At 37.9% G+C, this 22,903-nt stretch carries 19 protein-coding genes and 3 other annotated features; of the genes, 11 read left to right on the forward strand and 8 right to left on the reverse strand.

The window, feature by feature from the left end:
- Positions 1-31: 31 nt before the first annotated feature.
- Both IGM04_RS02660 and IGM04_RS02665 read right to left on the reverse strand, forming a co-directional pair.
- A complete protein-coding gene (locus IGM04_RS02660) occupies positions 32-1,057 on the reverse strand; it encodes a DUF4097 family beta strand repeat-containing protein (protein ID WP_010710779.1) in 1,026 nt (341 codons plus the stop codon).
- The gene (locus tag IGM04_RS02665) at positions 1,057-1,716 is read right to left on the reverse strand and encodes a DUF1700 domain-containing protein (protein ID WP_002381265.1); all 660 of its coding nucleotides are present in this window, start codon (positions 1,714-1,716) and stop codon (positions 1,057-1,059) included. Before IGM04_RS02665 ends, IGM04_RS02660 begins: the two co-directional genes overlap by 1 nt.
- A 315-nt stretch (positions 1,717-2,031) precedes the next feature.
- Here IGM04_RS02665 and IGM04_RS02670 point away from each other — a divergent pair, with 315 nt between their 5' ends.
- Together IGM04_RS02670 and leuS are read left to right on the forward strand one after the other, a co-directional pair.
- Positions 2,032-4,245: an autolysin gene (locus tag IGM04_RS02670; protein WP_033785873.1), complete on the forward strand. Its 2,214-nt coding sequence runs from the start codon at positions 2,032-2,034 to the stop codon at positions 4,243-4,245.
- A 50-nt stretch (positions 4,246-4,295) separates the two neighbouring features.
- Positions 4,296-4,528, forward strand: a binding site (T-box leader).
- Between the two features lie 120 nt (positions 4,529-4,648).
- Complete coding sequence (gene leuS, locus IGM04_RS02675) at positions 4,649-7,063, forward strand: leucine--tRNA ligase (RefSeq protein ID WP_086317669.1); 2,415 nt, start codon at positions 4,649-4,651, stop codon at positions 7,061-7,063.
- A gap of 55 nt (positions 7,064-7,118) precedes the next feature.
- On the opposite strand, the gene IGM04_RS02680 is transcribed toward leuS, so the two are convergent.
- The 5 genes from IGM04_RS02680 to IGM04_RS02700 all read right to left on the reverse strand — a co-directional run bounded on the left by IGM04_RS02680 (position 7,119) and on the right by IGM04_RS02700 (position 10,196).
- Positions 7,119-7,343 carry a DUF3955 domain-containing protein gene (locus tag IGM04_RS02680; RefSeq protein WP_025193898.1) on the reverse strand — a complete coding sequence of 75 codons (225 nt, stop codon included), beginning with the start codon at positions 7,341-7,343 and terminating at the stop codon, positions 7,119-7,121.
- A 96-nt stretch (positions 7,344-7,439) separates the two neighbouring features.
- A complete protein-coding gene (locus IGM04_RS02685) occupies positions 7,440-7,883 on the reverse strand; it encodes a hypothetical protein (RefSeq protein ID WP_002355676.1) in 444 nt (147 codons plus the stop codon).
- A 176-nt stretch (positions 7,884-8,059) separates the two neighbouring features.
- Entirely contained in the window at positions 8,060-8,893 is an 834-nt protein-coding gene (locus tag IGM04_RS02690; protein WP_002355679.1) for an amino acid ABC transporter substrate-binding protein, read from the reverse strand.
- Positions 8,894-8,903: 10 nt separating this feature from the next.
- The gene (locus IGM04_RS02695; protein WP_002358764.1) at positions 8,904-9,539 is read right to left on the reverse strand and encodes an amino acid ABC transporter ATP-binding protein; all 636 of its coding nucleotides are present in this window, start codon (positions 9,537-9,539) and stop codon (positions 8,904-8,906) included.
- Positions 9,540-9,551: 12 nt separating this feature from the next.
- The gene (locus IGM04_RS02700; RefSeq protein WP_002398092.1) at positions 9,552-10,196 is read right to left on the reverse strand and encodes an amino acid ABC transporter permease; all 645 of its coding nucleotides are present in this window, start codon (positions 10,194-10,196) and stop codon (positions 9,552-9,554) included.
- Positions 10,197-10,249: 53 nt separating this feature from the next.
- Positions 10,250-10,492: a binding site (T-box leader), on the reverse strand.
- A gap of 154 nt (positions 10,493-10,646) precedes the next feature.
- Positions 10,647-10,879: a binding site (T-box leader), on the reverse strand.
- Between the two features lie 147 nt (positions 10,880-11,026).
- On the opposite strand from IGM04_RS02700, the gene IGM04_RS02705 reads away from it, so the two are divergent.
- The 6 genes from IGM04_RS02705 (at position 11,027) to IGM04_RS02730 (ending at position 19,298) form a co-directional block, all read left to right on the forward strand.
- On the forward strand, positions 11,027-12,658 hold the full coding sequence (locus IGM04_RS02705; protein ID WP_002383058.1) for a peptide ABC transporter substrate-binding protein: 1,632 nt from the start codon (positions 11,027-11,029) through the stop codon (positions 12,656-12,658).
- Positions 12,659-12,764: 106 nt separating this feature from the next.
- Positions 12,765-13,013 (forward strand): GlsB/YeaQ/YmgE family stress response membrane protein, encoded by a 249-nt coding sequence (locus IGM04_RS02710; RefSeq protein WP_002355684.1) that lies wholly within the window; start codon positions 12,765-12,767, stop codon positions 13,011-13,013.
- A gap of 377 nt (positions 13,014-13,390) precedes the next feature.
- The gene (locus IGM04_RS02715) at positions 13,391-15,130 is read left to right on the forward strand and encodes a DUF2264 domain-containing protein (protein WP_002407712.1); all 1,740 of its coding nucleotides are present in this window, start codon (positions 13,391-13,393) and stop codon (positions 15,128-15,130) included.
- A 3-nt stretch (positions 15,131-15,133) separates the two neighbouring features.
- Positions 15,134-15,961 carry a hypothetical protein gene (locus IGM04_RS02720; RefSeq protein WP_002386984.1) on the forward strand — a complete coding sequence of 276 codons (828 nt, stop codon included), beginning with the start codon at positions 15,134-15,136 and terminating at the stop codon, positions 15,959-15,961.
- Positions 15,962-16,343: 382 nt separating this feature from the next.
- Positions 16,344-17,507 (forward strand): glycoside hydrolase family 88 protein, encoded by a 1,164-nt coding sequence (locus IGM04_RS02725; protein ID WP_086317670.1) that lies wholly within the window; start codon positions 16,344-16,346, stop codon positions 17,505-17,507.
- A 12-nt stretch (positions 17,508-17,519) separates the two neighbouring features.
- Positions 17,520-19,298, forward strand: coding sequence for a glycoside hydrolase family 35 protein (locus tag IGM04_RS02730; RefSeq protein WP_086317671.1), 1,779 nt, complete (start codon positions 17,520-17,522; stop codon positions 19,296-19,298).
- A 24-nt stretch (positions 19,299-19,322) separates the two neighbouring features.
- Here IGM04_RS02730 and IGM04_RS02735 read toward each other — a convergent pair whose 3' ends face one another.
- A complete protein-coding gene (locus tag IGM04_RS02735; RefSeq protein WP_002355690.1) occupies positions 19,323-20,030 on the reverse strand; it encodes a GntR family transcriptional regulator in 708 nt (235 codons plus the stop codon).
- A 260-nt stretch (positions 20,031-20,290) separates the two neighbouring features.
- Here IGM04_RS02735 and IGM04_RS02740 point away from each other — a divergent pair, with 260 nt between their 5' ends.
- From IGM04_RS02740 to IGM04_RS02750, 3 genes are read left to right on the forward strand one after another with little or no spacing between them, the layout of a single operon-like run.
- On the forward strand, positions 20,291-21,184 hold the full coding sequence (locus IGM04_RS02740) for a PTS mannose/fructose/sorbose transporter subunit IIAB (protein ID WP_256924901.1): 894 nt from the start codon (positions 20,291-20,293) through the stop codon (positions 21,182-21,184).
- Between the two features lie 48 nt (positions 21,185-21,232).
- Entirely contained in the window at positions 21,233-22,024 is a 792-nt protein-coding gene (locus IGM04_RS02745; protein ID WP_002358771.1) for a PTS mannose/fructose/sorbose/N-acetylgalactosamine transporter subunit IIC, read from the forward strand.
- Positions 22,017-22,817: a PTS system mannose/fructose/sorbose family transporter subunit IID gene (locus IGM04_RS02750; protein ID WP_002383066.1), complete on the forward strand. Its 801-nt coding sequence runs from the start codon at positions 22,017-22,019 to the stop codon at positions 22,815-22,817. The genes IGM04_RS02745 and IGM04_RS02750 overlap by 8 nt, the downstream gene beginning before the upstream one ends.
- Positions 22,818-22,903: the final 86 nt, after the last annotated feature.

Raw genomic sequence — 22,903 nt, forward strand, 5'->3', positions numbered from 1 at the left:
TACCAGAACAGATGTTTTAACTGGCACATGTTTATTGATTATCATCATCAGGAGTATCAACGGTAATATCGCCGAATTCGCTAGAAAGGTTAAACTCTGTATCCGCACGACCATTCTTATAAGATGTTCGCTCTTTGTTTAAAAGTTGAACATCACCTAATTTTGATTCACCTTTGATTGAAATGTTACGCAAAATTTCTCCAGAATTTACATAAATATCTCCATGGACAAGAGCGACAGTTAATTTTTTAGGCACAGCAGGCATGTCTAAAGAAAAATCACCATTTTCACTTGAAAAGTTAGCTTCTCCTTTGAAATCATAGACGCTAATATCGCCATCTGTCGTTGTTGCTTGGATGTTTCCGCGAGCATTTTGCACTCGAATATCACCAGAAATAGTAGTATTTTTGATTTCATCGAAATAGGCTGAATCCAACGTTATATCGCCGTCAGTGGTTTCAACTGTTGCTTTTTTAGCGGAAGTATCCGCTGAAAGGTAGATACCATCTGAAGAGTTAAGCGTCATTTTTTTGGCTTTAACACCCGATAGACTAACATAAGAATTTGGTAGATTAGTTGTTAATTCGTCTACGTTAAAAGCATTCAATGAAACTGGTGAATGGGTTGAGCCATCAATTACTAACTTTTTCACATTATTAGGAATCTGGACGCTCACGTTCGGTGTGAAGTCACTAAAAATACCAATATTAAAGAATGACAATTCGGGTTGGTTTTGTGTACGAGTGGTATTGATGGTTGCTGTTATTTTATTTTTTTCTTCTTTGACATCTAAGGTGCCTTCAGCTTTTGAATAAAAGGCATTATTCGGTGATCGTAACCCCATTTTGTTACTATCAGTTTTATAAATGGTATAAGGGCCTTTGCCTTTTAAGGATAAGTGAAGTTCTTCGCCTGCTTGTTTATTTTTTAGTGTATAACTTTCTTTTAGCGGCGTGACTGATTTTTCCGCTTGCTTGTAATAATAGACGGCGCCAGATCCACCAATTAGCATCGCTAAGACAGCAATGGATAAGAGAATCCCTGTTGTTTTTTTCATTAGATATCACCTCGTAAAACAGCAATGTTCCATTGGAAATAACGCTTAAAGACATGTGCTGAAAATTTTAAAATTGGTAGAAACAGTAACCAACCAATGATTGATGCACCAAATAAAAAGAGACTCATAGATAATTGGAAAAAGGAAGCGGCATTTGCCTGGGTAATAACACTATAAATACCATAAATTGGTGAAAATAAAGTTGCAGCTCCGGCAATGCCACAACCGACGTACATTAAGGCAATCCCTAAAATAACCCAAAACATGAAGAAAAAATTTAAACAGAAAATACCAAGCACTTGGAAAAATCGGGTTAGTGGCCGATGCTGTGGTCGTTGATAGTATGGAGAATCATTATCATAGTAAAATTCAGATTCTTCTTCATAGGGATGATCATAAGCAGGTGTAGCCGCTGGAATTTCTTGCCAGCCATTATTTTCAATTTTTCGTTCCGTCAATTCAATGCCTTGTTCTTTTAAAATTTCTTCTGCGATAACCCGTGGTTTCCCCAATGATTTTGCCACTTGTTCTTCTGTTTCGCCTTCCGCAACACGAGCATCAAATAACGCCTTGTATTTCGCAAGAATAATAGCTTGATCTTTTGGATTTAATGCTTTTAAATAAATTTTCAGCTCAATAATAAAATGTTCTTTATTCATTCCGCTCCCTCTTTCTACACGATTCATTTCTCATCTTAAACTATAATTTCTTTTTGAGCGAATAACAAGAGGAATTAAAAAAATCAGACTAAGGTAAAGAAGCGTCTACAACTAAAGTCGCAGTTTTTTCCGAGTGGTAACAAGAGAGTAAATCCGTGTTAAAAAACATTACTTCTTTACAATCTAGTTACAGTAATATGAAATTTTGTTGAAGTGTTTTTAATTCGCCAGAAAAAAAGGTATACTTGTTATAATAACAAAACTAAAAAATTACATTTACATATAAGTTAAAAAAGGAAAGTTGGGGACGTATCAATGAAGAAAGAATCAATGTCACGTATCGAAAGAAGGAAAGCACAACAAAGAAAGAAAACGCCAGTACAATGGAAGAAGAGCACTACTTTATTCAGCTCGGCGTTAATTGTTTCATCTGTAGGAACGCCCGTTGCGTTACTACCAGTGACTGCTGAGGCAACAGAAGAGCAGCCAACAAATGCGGAAGTTGCCCAAGCACCTACTACGGAAACTGGCTTAGTAGAGACACCAACAACAGAAACTACGCCAGGAACTACGGAACAACCGACAACGGATTCGTCAACAACGACTGAATCGACAACTGAATCATCAAAAGAAACACCAACAACACCAAGTACCGAGCAACCAACAGTTGATTCAACTACACCTGTGGAATCAGGAACGACTGATTCTTCAGTAGCAGAAATCGCGCCAGTAGCTCCTTCAACAACCGAGTCCGAAGCAGCGCCTGCGGTTACACCAGATGATGAAGTAAAAGTACCCGAAGCTAGAGTAGCTTCTGCGCAAACTTTTTCAGCGTTATCACCGACGCAAAGTCCTTCAGAATTTATTGCCGAGTTAGCTCGTTGTGCACAACCTATTGCGCAAGCCAATGATTTATATGCATCAGTGATGATGGCTCAAGCAATCGTTGAAAGTGGTTGGGGAGCAAGTACGCTATCTAAGGCACCAAACTATAACTTATTTGGGATTAAAGGCAGCTACAATGGACAATCTGTCTATATGGATACATGGGAATATTTAAACGGCAAATGGTTAGTGAAAAAAGAACCTTTCCGTAAATATCCTTCTTACATGGAATCATTCCAAGATAATGCGCACGTGCTAAAAACAACTTCTTTCCAAGCGGGCGTTTACTATTATGCTGGGGCTTGGAAAAGCAATACAAGCTCGTACCGCGATGCAACTGCTTGGTTAACAGGTCGTTATGCGACAGATCCTAGCTACAATGCTAAATTAAATAATGTCATTACCGCATATAACTTAACTCAATATGATACACCATCTTCTGGTGGAAATACTGGGGGCGGAATAGTTAATCCAGGAACAGGCGGCTCGAACAATCAATCAGGAACGAACACGTACTATACTGTAAAATCAGGAGATACCTTGAATAAAATTGCCGCGCAATATGGTGTGAGCGTTGCTAATTTACGCTCATGGAACGGCATCTCTGGCGATTTAATTTTCGTTGGTCAAAAACTTATCGTGAAAAAAGGTGCTTCAGGTAACACTGGTGGCTCAGGCAGCGGTGATTCTAACAATAATCAATCAGGAACGAACACGTACTATACTGTAAAATCAGGGGATACCTTGAATAAAATTGCCGCCCAATATGGCGTGAGCGTTGCTAATTTACGCTCATGGAATGGCATCTCTGGCGATTTAATTTTCGTTGGTCAAAAACTCATCGTGAAAAAAGGTGCTTCAGGTAACACTGGTGGCTCAAACAACGGTGGCTCTAACAATAATCAATCAGGAACGAATACGTACTACACAATTAAATCAGGCGATACCTTGAACAAAATTGCCGCCCAATATGGCGTGAGTGTTGCTAATTTACGCTCATGGAATGGCATTTCTGGCGATTTAATCTTCGCTGGTCAAAAAATTATTGTGAAAAAAGGTACTTCAGGTAACACCGGTGGCTCAAGCAACGGTAGTTCTAACAATAATCAATCAGGAACGAATACGTACTACACGATTAAATCAGGCGATACCTTGAACAAAATTTCTGCACAATTCGGTGTTAGTGTGGCTAACTTACAAGCCTGGAATAACATCAGCGGTAGTTTGATTTTTGCTGGTCAAAAGATTATCGTGAAAAAAGGCGCCAACTCAGGTTCAACGAATACGAACAAGCCTACGAATAATGGTGGCGGTGCGACAACATCCTACACGATTAAATCAGGTGATACGCTGAATAAAATTTCTGCACAGTTTGGCGTGAGTGTTGCTAATCTACGTTCATGGAACGGGATCAAAGGCGATTTAATTTTTGCTGGTCAAACAATCATCGTGAAAAAAGGCGCTTCTGCAGGTGGCAATGCTTCTTCAACAAATAGTGCATCAGGCAAACGCCATACAGTTAAAAGCGGTGATTCACTTTGGGGCTTATCAATGCAATACGGAATCAGCATCCAAAAAATCAAACAATTAAATGGCTTAAGCGGGGATACAATTTATATTGGTCAAACTTTAAAAGTTGGTTAATTTAAGATTGAAAAAAATAGCTATCTTTGGTAACATGAGTCTTATAATAGAAAAAAACAATGAGAAGGAATAGTAGAAAGAACCATGTGATAGAGAGCGTATGGCTGGTGGAAATACGTACAGAAGCTTTTGAACTCGCCTTTAAGTTACTTTTTTGAACAAACCAAGTAGGAAAAGTCGGTGACGATCGTTAAGACGTTTGAGGTTAAGGTGACGGTGACTGACCGTTTCTTTGACGAATTTAGGTGGTACCACGTTGCATTTGTATGTTCACGTCCTATAGGAATTTTTCCTATAGGACTTTTTTTTATCACTAAGTGGCTAGTTTAAGTCAGAATAGTGACAATGGCTGCAGGTGGCAAATTTTAAGAATGAAAAATTTTATATTACTAGGAGGAATAACATGAGCTACAATCACAAAGAGATTGAGAAAAAATGGCAAAAATATTGGGCTAAGAACAATTGTTTCAATACATTGGACGACCCAAATAAAGAAAAATTTTATGCACTAGATATGTTTCCCTATCCATCTGGACAAGGCTTACACGTAGGTCACCCGGAAGGCTATACAGCAACCGATATTCTTTCACGTATGAAACGTGCGCAAGGCTATAATGTGTTGCATCCAATGGGCTGGGATGCGTTTGGTTTGCCAGCAGAACAATATGCGTTAGACACAGGAAATGACCCAGCTGAATTTACTAAGAAAAATATCGAAACATTCCGTCGCCAAATTAATTCATTAGGATTCAGCTATGATTGGAATCGCGAAATTAATACCACTGATCCCGAATATTACAAATGGACACAATGGATATTTACAAAATTATATGAAAAAGGGTTAGCTTATGAAGCAGAAGTTGCGGTTAACTGGGTACCTGAACTAGGAACTGTTATTTCAAATGAAGAAGTCATTGATGGAAAAAGTGAACGTGGCGGTTATGATGTGGTTCGCCGACCAATGCGTCAATGGATGCTGAAAATTACTGCTTATGCAGATCGCTTATTAGAAGATTTAGAGCTTGTTGATTGGCCAGAAAGTATTAAAGATATGCAACGAAATTGGATTGGACGTTCTGAAGGAGCCAATGTGACCTTTAAAGTCGCTGGCACAGAAGAAAGTTTCACGGTGTTTACAACCCGTCCTGATACCTTGTTTGGTGCAACCTATACTGTTCTAGCTCCTGAACTAGAACTAGTGAAAAAAATTACGACACCTGAACAAACAGCAGCTGTAGAAGCATATATTGAAGAAACCTCAAAAAAATCTGATTTAAATAGAACGGATTTAGCAAAAGAAAAAACAGGTGTTTTCACAGGTGCGTATGCGATAAATCCAGTTAATGGCCAAGAAATTCCAATTTGGATTGGCGATTATGTTTTAGCAAGCTATGGCACAGGCGCAATCATGGCGGTCCCAGCGCATGATGAACGGGATTACGAATTTGCGAAAACATTTGGCATTGATATCCTACCAGTAATCGCAGGTGGCGACATTACAACAGAAGCCTATACAGGGGATGGACCGCATATCAATTCTGATTTCTTAAATGGATTAAACAAAGCAGAAGCCATCGCTAAAATGAATGAGTGGCTAGAAGAAAATCACGTAGGGAAAAAAGAAGTATCTTATCGTTTACGTGACTGGTTATTCTCTCGTCAACGCTACTGGGGTGAACCAATTCCTGTGATCCATTGGGAAGATGGAACAACCACAACGGTTCCTGAATCTGAGTTACCTCTACGTTTACCAGTAACATCGGATATTCGCCCAAGTGGAACTGGGGAATCGCCATTAGCAAACATTGATGAATGGGTCAATGTCGTCGACCCTGAAACTGGCATGAAGGGAAAACGTGAAACGAATACTATGCCACAATGGGCTGGAAGCTCTTGGTATTACTTACGATTCATTGATCCTCATAATAAAAATGAAATTGCTGATTTTGAAAAATTAAAACGTTGGTTACCAGTTGATATCTATATTGGTGGTGCCGAACATGCGGTGCTGCATTTACTTTATGCTCGTTTTTGGCATAAATTCTTATATGATATTGGTGTGGTTCCTACCAAAGAACCTTTCCAAAAATTATACAACCAAGGTATGATTTTAGGAGAAAACAACGAAAAAATGTCTAAATCACGTGGCAATGTTGTAAATCCCGATGATGTGGTGGCTAAATATGGTGCGGATACGTTACGTCTTTATGAAATGTTCATGGGCCCATTAGATGCTTCCATTGCTTGGAATGAAAATGGCTTAGAAGGAAGTCGTAAATTCTTAGATCGCGTTTGGCGTCTGATTGTTGATGAAGAAGGCAAAATGCGTGACCGAATTACCACAATTAATGATGGCCGTTTAACGAAAGTTTATCATCAAACGGTTAAAAAAGTGACAGAAGATATGGCAAACTTGCACTTTAATACAGCGATTTCTCAATTAATGGTTTTTGTGAATGAAGCCAATAAAGTGGATGCCTTACCTTATGAATATGTGGAAGGATTTGTACAATTACTTGCGCCAATCGCGCCACATATTGGTGAAGAACTATGGCAAATTTTAGGTAACGAGGAAAGTTTAACTTATGTCCCTTGGCCAACCTATGATGAAGCGGCCTTGGTAGAAGATGAAGTGGAAGTAATTTTCCAAGTGAACGGAAAATTACGTGGCAAACAAAATGTCGCTCGTGGGTTAAGCAAAGAAGAATTAGAAAAAATTGCAATGAACCATGAAGCTGTTAAAGAATTTATTGAAGGAAAAACAGTGCGCAAAGTGATTGCTGTTCCAGATAAATTAGTAAATATTGTTGCAAATTAAGTTTACATGTTTTTATTAAAAAAAGAGCCGGACGTGTCAAAACGTCTGGCTCTTTTTAAGGTTGTTTTGTTTTACCTTTTTGATTCATATGTTCTTTACATGTGATTGTTATAACTGAAAGCAAGGCGATGAAGAGAAAAAAGTAACCGAGCGGCGTACAGAAAAAGGCGGGTTCTTTTAAAAGTCCATCGCTAGATAATGTTGATCCAACTAAAATAGAGATCATAAATAATAAAAGACTAATCAAGCCAAGAAATAAGCTAACACGATATTTTTTCAACTTCAGTTCCTCCTTTAATGAACTATCACTAAGATAAATCAAAAAGGTTAACTTTTTTTTAGGCAACTGTTAAAACTTAGATAAGAAATCTATTTTCTAAGTTTGTCGTTGTTGGTAATTGGTTAAGATCATACGTGAAAAGGGACCGACAATCAGCAATTGATAAGGAAGGGCAACAATAAAGTTCAGGCCCCAAGCTTGGAAATACGCACTTAGTGACAACGTCTGGCCTTCCATTAATAAGCCAAATAAAGACATACAAGTCACCATGCCGATAATCATGAGACTCGAAATGGTCAGAATAAGTAATAGCCGTTTTTCTTTATTAAAGGGTAAAGAAAAAGCGATTTTCTTAGCTAAGACACCAACGATGAAAACGTCTAAAATAAAAGCAACGATAAATCCAGGAAGCAAACCTTTTGATAAGGCGTACAATGAAAATTCTCCATGCAATAATAAATTATAGGTGCTCATTCCGAAAACCATCAGAAAGCACATTAACGTAGTAAAAAGCATTCCTTCTTTTTTATTAGTAGGCATTTTTTTCTCCTTTCATTTATTGAGAGTAATGATTGTTCTAGGCAGAAAAAGGACAAATTCTCTCGACTTTTACTAGTGTAGCAAAAATAAAAGTTCTTCATAAGTTAGAATTTGCTAAGAATTTGATTCAAATAAAAAGGTGTACTAAGTCAGCAGTACACCTTTTTATTCGTTATTTAGTTTATTTTTGTGTTATTTGTAACATCCTCTCCAAACCATTTTTGAGAAATTTTACTAAGGGTGCCATCTTTTCGTAACGTTTCAAAGGCAGTATTGATTTTTTGGACTAATTGATTGTCTGATTTTCGGACGCCCACAGCAAAATCTTCATTGTCATAGCCGACATGAGAAATAGTATAGTTTTTTAAATTATCTTCGTGGGAAAGATAGTAGTTGGCGTAGACGCGATCAATTAGGAGCCCATCAATTCGGCCAGATTTTAAATCTAAGAAAGCTTCATTAAAGCCGTCATATAAAATAGGTGTTTGGTCTTTAACAAATTTTTTCAAAACGTCAGGCTGACTTTCGAAGCCATCATAGCCAGAAGAGCCGTTTTGAACCCCTAAAATTTTGCCTTGCATGTCGCTCGCTGTTGCAATGTTTTTTTCTTTTAAAGAAACAAGTACTTGGTCGTTCGTCATGTAGGGTTGTGTGAATTGAACTTTTTCGGCCCGCTCGCTCGTTTTAGTGTAGCCGTTCCAAATAAGATCAATGGTTTGATTTTGTAATTCTGTTTCTTTCATAGACCAATCAATCGGTTGGAAGTCAACGGAAATGCCATAAAGTTTAAAAACCGCTTTGGCTAAGTCGACATCAAAGCCGACAATTTTGCCTGATTTATCTTGAAAACCCATGGGCACAAAGGAGTCATCTAAGCCAATAATAATCCGTTTTTCTTCGTTAATCCGTGTCCATTGATCTTCGTTGCTTTTTCTTTTACCACAACCTGCAAATAGGAGTAAACTACAACAGATAACCAGCAAGGCTAAAGAATATTTCTTTTTCATCATAAACTCCTTTCTATTGGACGGGGGCAACCGTCAAAAGATTGTCTGCAATTTTTTCAGCGAAAGCCATATCGTGGGTCACGACAATCTGTGTCATGCCTTGTTTCCGTAAATCTAAAATAACTTCTTCCACTTGTTGGCGTAAAGCTGGATCTAGCGCGCTCGTTGGTTCATCGTACCCAAGAACTTTTGGCTTCATTGCTAAGGCACGAGCAAGTGCAACTCGTTGTTTTTGTCCACCGGAAAGTTGGTACGGATAGAGTTTTTCTTTACCAGCCAAGCCCAATTTTTCCAGTAATTCTAAAGCTTCTTGCTGACTTTTTGCTTTTTCTTCTTTTAGTACTAATGTAGGTGCTAAGGTAATGTTTTCTAAAACTGATAAGTGAGGGAAAAGTTGGAAATCCTGGAAAACGACCCCAACCACTTGATCGGCATTGTCCATTTCAGCAGGATTGAAAGGAACACCATCCAACAAAAGCTCACCAGAATCAATGGTTTCTAAACCAGCCAAACAACGAAGTAAAGTGGTTTTTCCGCCGCCTGAAGGACCAACAATCGTTAAAATTTTACCATCTGGAATTTCTAAATTTAAGTGATCAATAATGGTCCGGTTGTCAAAATGTTTGGTTAAATTTTTAATAGTTAACATGGTAGAGTCCTCCTATTTATAATATTGATAGAATTTTTCAATTTTCTTAGAAGCAACAGTCAAAATTGCCGTAAAGAATAAATAAATCACTCCCACTAAAGCTAATGGCACTAATGTAACATCGCGGCTCATCGCAATTTTACCAGCACGTAAAAGATCGCCTAAGCCAAGAACATAAATAAGAGAAGTATCCTTGACCAAATTGATAATTTCATTTCCTACGGAAGGCAGCACGATTTTAACAACTTGTGGCAAAATAATCCGGGTGACTGTTTGAAAACGTGTTAAACGTAAAACCTTAGCAGCTTCATATTGACCTTGGGGAATTGCTTGAATCCCCCCGCGGAAAATTTCAGCAAAGTACGCAGCATAATTTAAAATAAATGCGAATAAGGCCGCATCGTAACGTTCAAAGACAATACCAATTAATGGTAAGCCGTAAAAAACAAAAATTAATTGTAACAATAGCGGAGTGCCGCGCATTAACCAAATGTAGAGGTTAATTAAGTAACGTAAAGGTTTAAACGAACTTTGTAAAATAAAGGCAATGATAATCCCCAGTGGAATCGAGCCAAGGAGCGTAAAGAAAAAGACTTTCAGTGTCATGCCAGCTCCGCTAACTAAAGCAGGTAAAATTTCTAAAATATAATCCATCATTTTTTCCTCCAACAATTTTTATTAAAAAACAAAAAAGCCTCTTGGCTGTGAGCCAAGAGGACGAATCGCATTCGTGGTGCCACCTCAATTTACTTATCTTTCACAAGATAAGCCTTATGTAGTTGCGTTGACAACTACTCTCTGTTAACGATAGAGTCACCGGTTTTTCTTACTAAAGGATTCAGAAAAACATCTTTTAGGTGTGAGTAAAGAAGAATCCATCTTTTTCTTTCAGCCAATGAAAAAGTCTCTGTAAAGGAAGAGCTAAATTACTATGTCCTAAGCCTTGATTGTAAGTATGAAATTGTTCGAACGGAACAGAAAACCTGTTGCTTTTCTAGCTTATCCCATTAAGCATATAGAAAAGAGGACAACAGACTTGAGGAGTTGAGGCACTCTCTCAGGTTGAAAAGCGCATCTAAAAAACAAAAAAGTCCTTTGGCTGACTAGCCAAAGGACGAATAATCAATTATCGTGGTTCCACCTTAGTTTATTCGTGTTTCGCAACACGAACCTTATGAAGTTCATAACTTCGCCTGTTAACGAGTGGTCCCGGACTTTCCTACTAAGGGTTCAAAAAGTCAACTCCCAGATGTGGTTCGCTGTTTCTTTACGTCTTTTTCCACCAACCAAAGACTCTCTTCACTAAAGGAAACAGTTACTCTTCTGTTCTCTGTTTTTCAATACTGTACCACCAGAAAAAATATCTGTCAACTCTTATTCTTAAAAAAATATTTTTCTTTCAAAAAGTAAGTGCTGAAAAAGGACAAATGTATGGAAAATCATGTAAAATGTAGGTAAGTTGTTTGAACAGAAGGAGGAGTTTTGGTATGAAACAGAAAAAGTGGTTAATCGGACTTGTTGCACTGGGCTTGGTTTTAGCAGCATGTGGAAGTGGCGGTTCGAAAACGACCTCAAACGAACCAGCTACACAGAAAATTAACGTCGCATCTGGTGGTGAACTCTCGACATTAGACAGCGCTCATTATACAGATGTCTATAGTTCCGATATGATTGGTCAAGTAGTTGAAGGCTTGTATCGACAAGATAAAAACGGAGATCCTGAGCTAGCTATGGCGAAAGCAGAGCCACAAGTTAGTGAAGACGGGTTAGTCTATACATTCAAGTTACGAGAAGCAAAATGGACAAACGGGGATCCAGTTAAAGCAGGGGATTTTGTAGTTGCGTTTAGAAACGTGGTCGATCCAGCGTATGGTTCAAGTAGCAGTAATCAAATGGATATTTTTAAAAATGGGCGTGCGGTGCGGGAAGGACAAGCTACGATGGAAGAATTTGGTGTCAAAGCAATCGATGACCAGACACTAGAACTAACATTGGAAAATCCAATTCCTTATTTAGCCCAAGTCTTAGTTGGAACACCTTTTATGCCTAAAAATGAAGCCTTTGCCAAAGAAAAAGGTACTGCCTATGGGACTTCTGCAGATAATTTTGTTGGCAATGGACCATTTGTAATTTCAGGTTGGGATGGCAATTCCGAAACTTGGAAATTGAAGAAGAATGATCATTATTGGGATAAAGAACACGTAAAATTGAATGAAATTGATGTTCAAGTAGTGAAAGAAATTGGCACAGGAGCCAATCTTTTTGATAATGGCGACTTAGATTACACTGTTTTAGCAGATACTTATGCACTTCAGTATAAAGAGTCAAAACAAGCGCATTTTGTACCTAAAGCTATGGTAGGTTATTTAAGCCCTAATCATCGCCGTGAAATCACCGGCAACGAACATGTTCGAAAAGCTTTTTTACAAGCGATTGATAAAGAAACTTTTGCAAAAGAAATTTTAGGAGATGGCTCGACAGCTTTAAATGGTTTTGTACCAGCTAATTTTGCAAAAAATCCAGATACAGGTGAAGATTTCCGTAAAGAAAATGGTGATTTATTGCCATATAATATTAAAGAAGCCCAAGCTAACTGGACCAAAGCGAAAGAAGAGTTGGGCAAAGATAAAATTGAATTGGAACTAATCTCAGCGGACTCAGCGATTGCCAAGAAAACCATTGAATTTGTTCAAGGGCAATTGCAACAAAATTTACCAGGTTTAACAATCAAATTAAAATCATTGCCTTTGCAAAATCGTTTGGATTTACAAACAGCAGGTAATTACGATTTAGCCTTTGGAACATGGACGCCTGATTATGCTGACCCCATTAATTTTTTAGAATTTTATGACTCGAAAAGTGGCTTAAATACTTCTGGTTATAACGATTCGGCGTATGATGCGGGTCTCCAAAAAGTTAGAAAAGATTACGCCAATGAACCTGAAAAACGCTGGAATGAATTACTAAGTTTAGAAAAAACATTAATTGAAAAAGATGCTGGTGTTTTACCCTTATTCCAAGGAGCCATTGGTTACTTGAAATCAGATCGCTTACAAGGCTTGCAAGTATTTTCTTTTGGTCGCACAGTATCCTATCGTTTAGCTTATGTAGAAGAATAAATTGACTTCTGAAAAGTCCTATCTTTTGAAAAAGTCTGCTTTCTGTTTTATCCTTAAAGAAGGAAAATTAACTAAAAAAATCAACTATGAAAGGTAGGTTTTTCAAATGTTTAGCTTTCTATGGGCATTAATTGTCGGAGGAATTATTGGCGCAATTGCTGGCGCAATTTTAGGAAAAGACGTGCCAGGTGGCATTATTGGAAATATTATCGTGGGCTTTTTAGGAAGTTGGGTAGCATCACTCTTGTTGCCTTCTTTAGGACCAGTCATCGGCGGGTTTCCAATTATCTCAGCGTTGCTAGGAGCGATTATCTGTATCGCTATTTACTCTTTTATTGTAAACCGTAAGGCGTAAAATTGTATCAAAATGATATCTTGAAAAGCATCATAAAACTTGTGAAGGTTGATCAAACCATTACTTTTGATGTCTTTTCTCTCATATTTTAAGTCTATGACAAAAATCTCTTTGGATTTTTGTCATAGACTCTTTTTTTAAAAATATTTATTATGAGAATTTCCTGCGTTAGACTGCTTATTTTTCATTTATTATTCATTTTTGATAATGGAAGTTTTGTTGGATAAAGTGAATGGCTCAAGGTTCAACAAAAATAAAGAAAAAATTAATATGTTAAGTTTAGGAAAGGTGAAATGCTGCTCTCATAATACGCCGTTTTATTCATTAAACGATAGTTGAAAAAAATAAGTGCCCTTGTTATTCTTTGAATTAAACTAATGGGGGCGAAAAGCATGGAATCGTTAAAAAGTAATCTTTTTTTGACCAGAGAAGCATATTTGGAAGCTTTTGAAACAATCATGACACCTTTAAAAACGGCTATTTTAACATCAGAAAAACCTGGTGTAAATTTTGGGTCCAGTGGTGCTGTCTATGATCAGCAACATGCTGAAATGGAAGCGCTCATTCGACCATTATGGGGAATTGGACCGTATTGGGTTACTTGTAAAGATGATGTTTTAAGAGATGCTTATGTGGAAAAATTAATCGCAGGAACTGATCCGTCATCCCCAGATTATTGGGGCGTTATTGTTGATTATGATCAATATATTGTGGAAGCAGCAGCATTATCTTTAACTTTATTGCTTCATAAGACATATTTTTGGTCCTGTTTTTCTGAGAAACAGCAAGAAAATATCATGGTTTGGTTAAATAAGGCACTTGGTTGTAAAATTCCTAAAAATAATTGGACGTTTTTCAAAGTGCTCATTCGTTTGGCACTCGAGGGATGTGGACAAGTGATTAACCAAACGGAACTAGAGGAAGAATTGGCGTTGATTGAACGCATGTATTTAGGTGATGGTTGGTATATGGATGGTAAAACTACGCAAAGAGATTATTATATTTCGTTTGCTTTTCATTATTATAGTTTGATTTATGTCAAATTTATGCGAGAAAGAGATCCTGTTCGTGCGAAACGTTTTACAGAACGAGCCGTTATGTTCGCGCAGGACTATCTGTACTATTTTGATGAGGAGGGCGAAGCGTTACCTTACGGACGTAGTCAAACGTATCGGTTTGCTCAAGGAGCGTTTTTCGCAGCTTTGATATTTGCAGAAGTAGAGGCGTTACCTTGGGGACAAATAAAAACGCTGTTAGCAAAACATTTACACTGTTGGATGCAACAGACTATTTTCACTTATGATGGTCGGTTGTCCATTGGCTATCATTACGAAAATTTAGTAATGGCAGAAGGTTATAACGCACCAGGCTCTCCGTATTGGGCTTTTAAAACATTTTTGTTGCTCGCAGTGGATCAAGACCATCCGTTTTGGCGTGCTGAACCGCTGGCGATAAAACGAGAAGAAAAGCGTTTGATAGAAAAGGGAAACATGTTATTCATCCATCCTAAAATGAAAACGCATGTCCTCGGCTATCCTGCAGGACTATGGCTTGAAAATCAAGCACATGCTGCGGCTAAATATAGTAAATTTGTCTATTCTAGCCGCTTTGGTTTTAGCGTTCCCAAAGCTGGTGCGCGTTATGAGGAGGGGGCTTTTGATAACGTATTGGCTGTTTCTCGTGATGGTGAATATTTTCGTGTTAAAGGGAAAGTTCATGATTTTTATTTAACAGAGGAGCAAGTTTATTATAAATGGCTACCTTTTCAAGAAGTAGAAATTGAAACAACCATTTATCCTTTTGGAGAATGGCATGTTAGAGTACATGAAATAGTGACATCGGTTCCATTAAAAGTGCGCGAAGGAGGATTCAGTCTACCGTTACTTGGAAAATTTTCAGAAAAAGAACTTGGTAAAGAGTGGGCTAGAGTCGATTCAGGAGAATTGTGTTCGCAAATAGTTGCAATTGAAGGGTATGACCACGCAGGTATTCTTCAACCTGAACCCAATACATCGTTGTTTTTCCCAAGAACAAGTTTACCTTATTTGCAAAAAGAGCTACCAATAGGAACGCATCGCCTGATTTGTTTGGTAGGTGGTGTGACAAGGGAGGAATAAAAAATGATAAAAATCGAATTGAAAAATAAAGACAATCAGATTATTACTGGTCGAATCGATCACGAGAAGCCAGAAGCGCCATTCGTGGCGGAGGGAGACACGTTAGCGGTATTAGCAATTAAACAGTACCTTTATCAAGTTGGCGATAAAATTGTAGTGACTTATACAGGGGCTACCCCTTATTTGATGGTTCAATTAGATGAAACTTTGGCTCCTTCATTGATTTATCTAAAAGAAAAAGTTTGGGAATATCAAATTCCATTAGAAGAATCTGCTCGAAAAGCTTTTGTTGATACGGCCTTTCATTCAGCAAGGCACCAAATAATGGTTCGACAAGCGCACACGTTTGAAAAAGACAATTATCAAAATCTTTCTATGAATACACATGACCAAAAAGAATATTCAGGAGCCTATCCTCATGCGTATGCAAACGTTGAAACGAGAGACGATGCTGTTTTCTTTGCGAAAAATGCGATTGATTCTAAGTTTGGTAACCTTTCTCATGGCTCGTATCCATTTGCTTCTTGGGGAATTAACCAAAAAAAGGAGGCACAGTTAACGATTGACTTTGGCAGACCTGTAGAAACGGACTGGATCCGCTTGCTATTTCGGGCGGACTACCCACATGATAGCTATTGGGAGGAAGTCACTTTAGCTTTTTCAGATGGTGAGGAACGAGTAGTTGCCACAACGAATACCACCTGTTTTCAAGAAATAAAGTTCCCAATGAAAACAACACAAACTTTGACATTAAAATGCTTACGAAAAGCGCTGGACTCTTCTCCATTTCCAGCGTTGACCCAAATTGAAGTATTCGGTCGGAATAAATAACAAGAGGTCGGGACAGAACCGTTTAGCTCCGAGAAATAAGAAGAAATTTCCGAAAATTGATCTTTGATTTTTGGAGACCAAGTAGGTATTGTTCATCATCGAATCACTACGTTCTTCGTGATTCTCAACAATTTCGGCTTATTTCCGAAGGACCTTCAACTCTTAGAGCTTTAGCTCTTAGAAGTTGTTGAGATCGGAGCAACGCGTAGTGTTGGTTCTGTTCCCGCCGTTTATCAGTTTTTGAGCGTGGAGCAAAAATCCAAAGTGATTTTTGTCCCACGCTCTTGTTTTTAAGAGAAATAATCAAGAAAGGTCGCTTTTTATTTTCTTTTACGTTATAATACAATAAGTTAATATGTTAACAAGTTAAGGAGTGATGGAGATGTGTAGTCAAGAAAATAAACAAAGACTGATCTCTCTAGGAGAAAATGTCACAGATGAATGGATTCAAACGCAATTAAATGAATGCGTTTCAAAAATTGCTAAAAATATGCAGCGTTTCGGAACACAGTTTCCTTCAGCTTGTGCTACGAATGGTCGATATCGTCTCAAAGCTAACGATGATTGGACCAATGGCTTTTGGACAGGCATGCTTTGGCTGGCATATGAGTGGTCTCACCAAGAAAAATTTCGTTTACTGGCAATGGAAAATATTGACAGCTTTCAACAACGATTAGAGGAGCATTTTGTTTTGGACCACCATGACATTGGTTTTTTATATAGTCTATCGGCGGGTGCTGGGTATAAAATTACCGGTGATAAGCGCTGTAAACAAGAAGTGCTAGCTGCCGCTGAAGTATTGTCAGCACGATTCCAAGAAAATGGCTCCTTCATTCAAGCGTGGGGCCATTATGGTGATCCCAAAGAATATCGATTAATTATCGACTCATTAATGAATTTACCGCTTTTATTTGAAGCAACTAAATTATCTGGAAATAGGGTTTATGAGGAAATTGCCTCACGTCACTATCATACGTTAATGAAAACGGTGATTAAATCCGATGCGACAACTTATCATACCTATTATTTTGATCCAGAAACAGGCAAACCAAAACATGGAGCTACGCATCAAGGACATAGTGATACTTCCATTTGGGCACGAGGCCAAAGTTGGGCAATTTTAGGGATTCCCCTAAACGAAACATTTCTCCATTCCCAACCATTTCCAGAAATGTATCCACAAATAGTGGAGGTTTTTCTAGCTCATTTGCCAGCAGATTTAATTCCCTATTGGGATTTTGATTTTAATGACCAAATGCCATCTGACAAAGATAGCTCGGCGCTGGCAATTGCGGCATGTGGTTTATTGGAAGCAGACAAACTACAGGCTTTTCCTCAAGCAAAAGAGCTTGCCAAAGGAATGATTTATCAATTAGGAGAATATTATCGTACGAAAAATGATTCCGAAAATGAAGGACTGCTACTCCATGGTGTTTACGCACATGCAGAAGGAAAAGGGATTGATGAACCCAACTTATGGGGCGATTATTTTTACATGGAAACCTTAATGCGTTTAGCAAAACCATCATGGCAAAGATACTGGTAAAGGGGAAAAATGATGCAAACGTTTGAGATTAAAGAAGACTTTTTATTAAATGGACAACCAATAAAAATTATTAGCGGGGCGATTCATTACTTTCGAATGACACCTAGCCAATGGGAAGATAGCCTCTATAATCTGAAAGCTTTAGGAGCTAATACAGTAGAAACCTACATTCCTTGGAATATTCATGAACCAGAAGAAGGCGTATACGATTTTGAAGGAATGAAAAACATTGAAGCATTTGTCCGCTTGGCAGAAAAACTGAATTTACTAGTTATTCTGCGTCCTTCGGCTTATATTTGTGCAGAATGGGAGTTTGGTGGCTTACCAGCATGGCTTTTGAAAGAAAAAGGTGTACGATTACGTTCGACAGATCCTATTTTTATGACTAAAGTTCGTAACTATTTTCAAGTATTATTGCCTAAACTAGCACCGCTGCAGATAACACAAGGTGGACCAGTGATCATGATGCAGGTTGAAAATGAATATGGGTCCTATGGCATGGAGAAAGCGTACTTGCGACAAACCAAGCAGATAATGGAAGAACTGGGGATTGAGGTTCCTCTTTTTACATCTGATGGCGCTTGGGAAGAGGTTTTGGATGCGGGTACGTTAATTGATGAGGATGTTTTTGTGACAGGAAATTTTGGCAGTCATTCGAAAGAAAATGCTGCCGTTTTGAGAAAATTTATGACTCGTCATGGTAAAAAATGGCCATTGATGTGCATGGAATACTGGGATGGGTGGTTCAATCGTTGGGGTGAACCAGTGATTCAGCGAGAAGGTACCGACTTGGCGAAAGAAGTAAAAGATATGCTGGCAGTGGGTTCTTTAAATCTCTATATGTTTCATGGAGGAACAAATTTCGGCTTTTATAACGGGTGTTCGGCGCGAGGTGCAAAAGATTTACCTCAAGTCACTAGCTATGATTATGATGCTTTATTAACAGAAGCAGGAGAACCAACAGAAAAATATTATGCCGTTCAAAAAGCAATTAAAGAAGTATGTCCAGAAGTTTGGCAAGCACAACCACGCACGAAAAAACTGGGGAATTTAGGAAGCTTTTCAGTAACTGCTAGCGTATCTTTATTCGCAGTAAAAGATCAAATGATGACACCGAAGACCACCGCGTATCCATTAAGTATGGAAGAAGCTGGCTCAGGCTATGGCTACTTGCTTTATTCGTTTGATTTAAAAAATTATCATCATGAAAATAAACTAAAAGTCGTCGAGGCCAGTGATCGTTTACACATTTATGTAGATGGAGATTTAGCTGCTACCCAATATCAAGAGACAGTGGGAGAAGAGCTACTCATTTCAGGACAAACTGAAAAAGACACACTTGCGTTAGATATCTTAGTGGAAAACTTAGGTCGCGTTAATTATGGCTTTAAATTAAATAATCCGACACAAAGTAAAGGAATTCGAGGTGGAGTGATGCAAGACATTCATTTTCACCAAGGCTATCAACACTATCCCTTAACTTTTTCACAAGAGCAATTAGCCAAGATTGATTACACAGCTGGAAAAAATCCATTGCAGCCTTCATTTTATCAAGTAACATTTGAATTAGAACAGCTAGCAGACACGTATATTGACTGTCGAGGCTACGGCAAAGGATTCGTTGTGGTCAATGGTCATCATCTAGGTCGTTATTGGGAAATAGGACCCATTCATTCGCTGTATTGTCCCAAAGAATTTTTACAGCAAGGACAAAATGAAGTAGTAATTTTTGAAACAGAGGGAATTGAAATTGAGTACTTGAAATTTACGAATCAAGTAATCATAGATTAAAAAAATAGAAGTAGAAGCTGAAATTTATTCGGCTTCTACTTCTATTTTGGTTTTGAAATATTTCCAATGTTTATAACTAATAATATATTCAGCAACACTACCATCTGCGAGATAGGAATGTTTAACTTGTTTAACAGCGGGTTCACGAAAACTTAATTGAAGTAAATTCAATAACTCAGCATCTTCGGGAAAGACAATTTCATTTGTTTCTACAGAAGCCAACGAGAAGAGGTCTACTGAAAAATCTTTACGGACTCGTTCATACACACTTGCATAAGCTGTGAGGTCCTTTGAGAGCGGCTCTTTAACAAGCTTTTTGGGAAGATGTGTGATATGTACGAGAAAGGGTGTATCTTCAGAATAGCGTACACGCTTGATTCTATAATAAGAAGCGTTAGCTGGTAAGCCTAATTCCTTTAAAATTTCGGCTTGATTATCTTCTTCAATTGAAAGGACTTTAACTTTTTCAGAGTCTAAAGAATGCAACTCGATATCAGAAAATTTTACATTTTGAGAAACTTTTGATTTCGAAACAAAGGTCCCTTTTCCTTGGATACGATACAAGTAACCTGCACTGGTTAGCTCATTCAGTGCTTTGACAGCTGTGATAGAACTAACAGCATATTTTCGTTTAATATCGGCTTCAGAATAAAATTTATCACCAGGAATAAAGGTATGATTTTTTATTTCACGTAAAAGGTCTTGTTTAATTTGTTCATATTTAGGTAACATGCGATTGCCTCCATTCTAGTAATCGAATGAATTAAGCATAACATGTTAACTAGCCTTTAGCAAACACTTTGAAAAAGAGGAAAGACAATTTTTATTTAAAGAATTCAAAAAAATAAATTCAATATATTAAGATATTAGGTTTACGGATAACTTAGTATGTGTTATAGTAAGTTCGTAGAGAACATAACATGTTAAGTAGGGTCACCTACATCTAGGGAGGGAAATTCGTGGAAAACATTGTACTAATTAGTCATGGTAGCATGGCTGAAGGCGTCAAAGTTAGCTTAGAAATGATCGTTGGTCGGCAAGAACACGTGCATACAGTCTCATTACGACCAGATAGCGACAATCTTCAATTTGAGAAAGAGCTAAATGAAAAAATGAAAGCCCTTAACGGTACGACACTGATTATTGCTGATTTACTAGGAGGAACGCCATGTAACGTGGCAACTAAGAATTATTTGAACGTTGACGGAGTGGAAATTATTGCAGGGATGACGCTCTCTGTTGTGATTGAAGCAGTGGTTAATCAACAGGCTTCGATTAAAGAATTAGTTTGTTTAGCACAAGAAAATATTGTTGATGTAAAAGCTGGGATGAATCAAGCAGAACAAGAGATTTCAGAAGCCAGCAAAGAAAAAGAGTTAAGTAACCATAGTCAATATGCTGGAAAAGAAAATATTGTAAACACACGGATTGATGAACGGTTAATTCATGGACAAGTAGCGGGAATTTGGTCGACAAGTCTTAGTACACAGCGAATAATTGTAGCCAATGATGAGGCGGCTACAGATCCTTTACAAAAATCATCTTTGAGAATGGCAGCGCCTTCTTCGATGCGTTTATCTGTTCTTGGAGTAGAGGCTGCCGCTAAAAATATTCAATCAGGAAAATATGGTAAACAGCGTTTATTTTTATTATTTAAAAATCCGAAAGATGTGCTCCGCTTTATCGAAGCGCAAGGGCCTATCAAAACTGTAAATGTTGGGAATATGAGTTACAAAGAAGGAGCACGCGAAGTAACAAAAAGTATTCAAGTTTTACCAGAAGAAGAACAAATTTTTGAAACAATTGCTTCAAAAGGCGTCACTGTGACAGCCCAATTAGTTCCAAACGATCCAGTCGTTGATTTTATGAAAAAATTACGCGGCTAAAACTGTCAGACTAAGAAAGAATATTTTTAAATTTAGGAGGAAATTTCAATGCATTTAGCAGCGTATCAAATTATTTTAATTACTATTTATGCGTTTATTGCTATTAATGACTCACTTATTTCAAATACGTTGACGCAACCAGCTATTGCTGGAATGATTTCTGGAATGATTATGGGAGATTTAAAAACTGGTTTAATGGTTGGCGGCACTCTTCAATTAATGCGTTTAGGAATTGCTGCTTTTGGTGGAGCATCGGTACCTGATTATTTCACAGGGGCTGTTTTAGGAACCGCTTTCGCTGTAATCTCTGGAAAAGGAGCGGAGTATGGTATTGGCTTAGCTGTTCCTGTTTCTCTGTTGATGTTGCAACTAGATGTAGTGGCCCGTTTTTGTAATGTCTTTTTACTTCATAGTGTCGATAAAGCGATTGATAAGATGCAAGTAAAACGGATTCCACGCTTAGTTTTATCTGGTTCTGTTCTATGGGGACTGTCTCGTGCCATTCCGATTTTATTAATGTTATTAGCGGGGGATGCTGTAGTAACAACGATTACCGATAACATGCCAGAATGGCTAATGACGGGCTTAAAAACAGCTGGAGGAGTATTACCTGTTGTCGGTGTAGGGATTTTATTACGTTACTTGCCAACGAAGCAATATATCCCCTATTTACTATTAGGCTTTTTCTTAGCGGCTTATTTAAAAGTTCCAATGTTAGGTGTTTCGATAGTTGGGATGGTAGCAGCGATGCTTGTATTTAAACGTGATGGGGCAAAAAGCACGACACAAGCAACAACAGGAAATGGTGATTTTGAAGGAGGATATGACGGCGATGAGTAAGCATAAACTGACAAAAAAAGAATTAAATGCAATTAGCTGGCGTTATATTTTAGGAAGCCAATTAAACTGGAACTATGAACGTATGATGAGTTCAGGATATTTATACGGCATCTTACCTGTTTTAAAAAAATTCTATGGTCATGATGAAGCACAATTTCAAGATATGATGCGCACACACAATCAATTTTTTAACACCAATGCTATTTTTGGGAATTTAATTATGGGGATTGATGTTGCGATTGAAGAGCAAGATGGCTATAAAGCGAAAGAAACAATTATTGCGCTAAAAACAGCTCTGATGGGTTCTTTGGCAGGCGTTGGAGACTCTTTATTCCACGTTATTTGGGGGACGATTTTCGGCTCTGTTGCAGGGACACTGGCTCAAAATGGTTCGGTGGTTGGCTGTGTTATTTGGATTATTGCAAATATTGCACTATTGTTTGGTCGGGCCGCGCTCTTACCACTTGGTTATAAGCAAGGGGTCAAACTAGTGACGACCTTAAAAGACAAGTTATCTGCCTTTACGAATGCAGCAACTGTTCTTGGTGTGACTGTGATTGGTGCCTTAATTCCTTCAGTTATCAAGGCGACAGTTCCTTTTGTTTATAAAAAGAACGGGGTCGAATTAGTTATTCAAGATACGTTAGATGCAATTTTACCTTCCTTAGTTCCAATCTTACTTGTTCTTTTAACTTATTGGATGTTAGGTCAAAAGAAATTAAATTCCACACGAGTGATTTGGATTATTTTAATTTTATCGATTGTTTTGAGTGCCTTTGGTATTTTGGCGTAAAAAGTATATTAAGTGATTTTCAGAGAGTCGGAGAGTGTAGAAAGTATTTTTCTTCACTCTTTTTCTCTAATTCGGATGTAAGCGTT

It is taken from the genome of Enterococcus sp. DIV2385, from assembly GCF_051711925.1.
Classification (GTDB): domain Bacteria; phylum Bacillota; class Bacilli; order Lactobacillales; family Enterococcaceae; genus Enterococcus; species Enterococcus faecalis.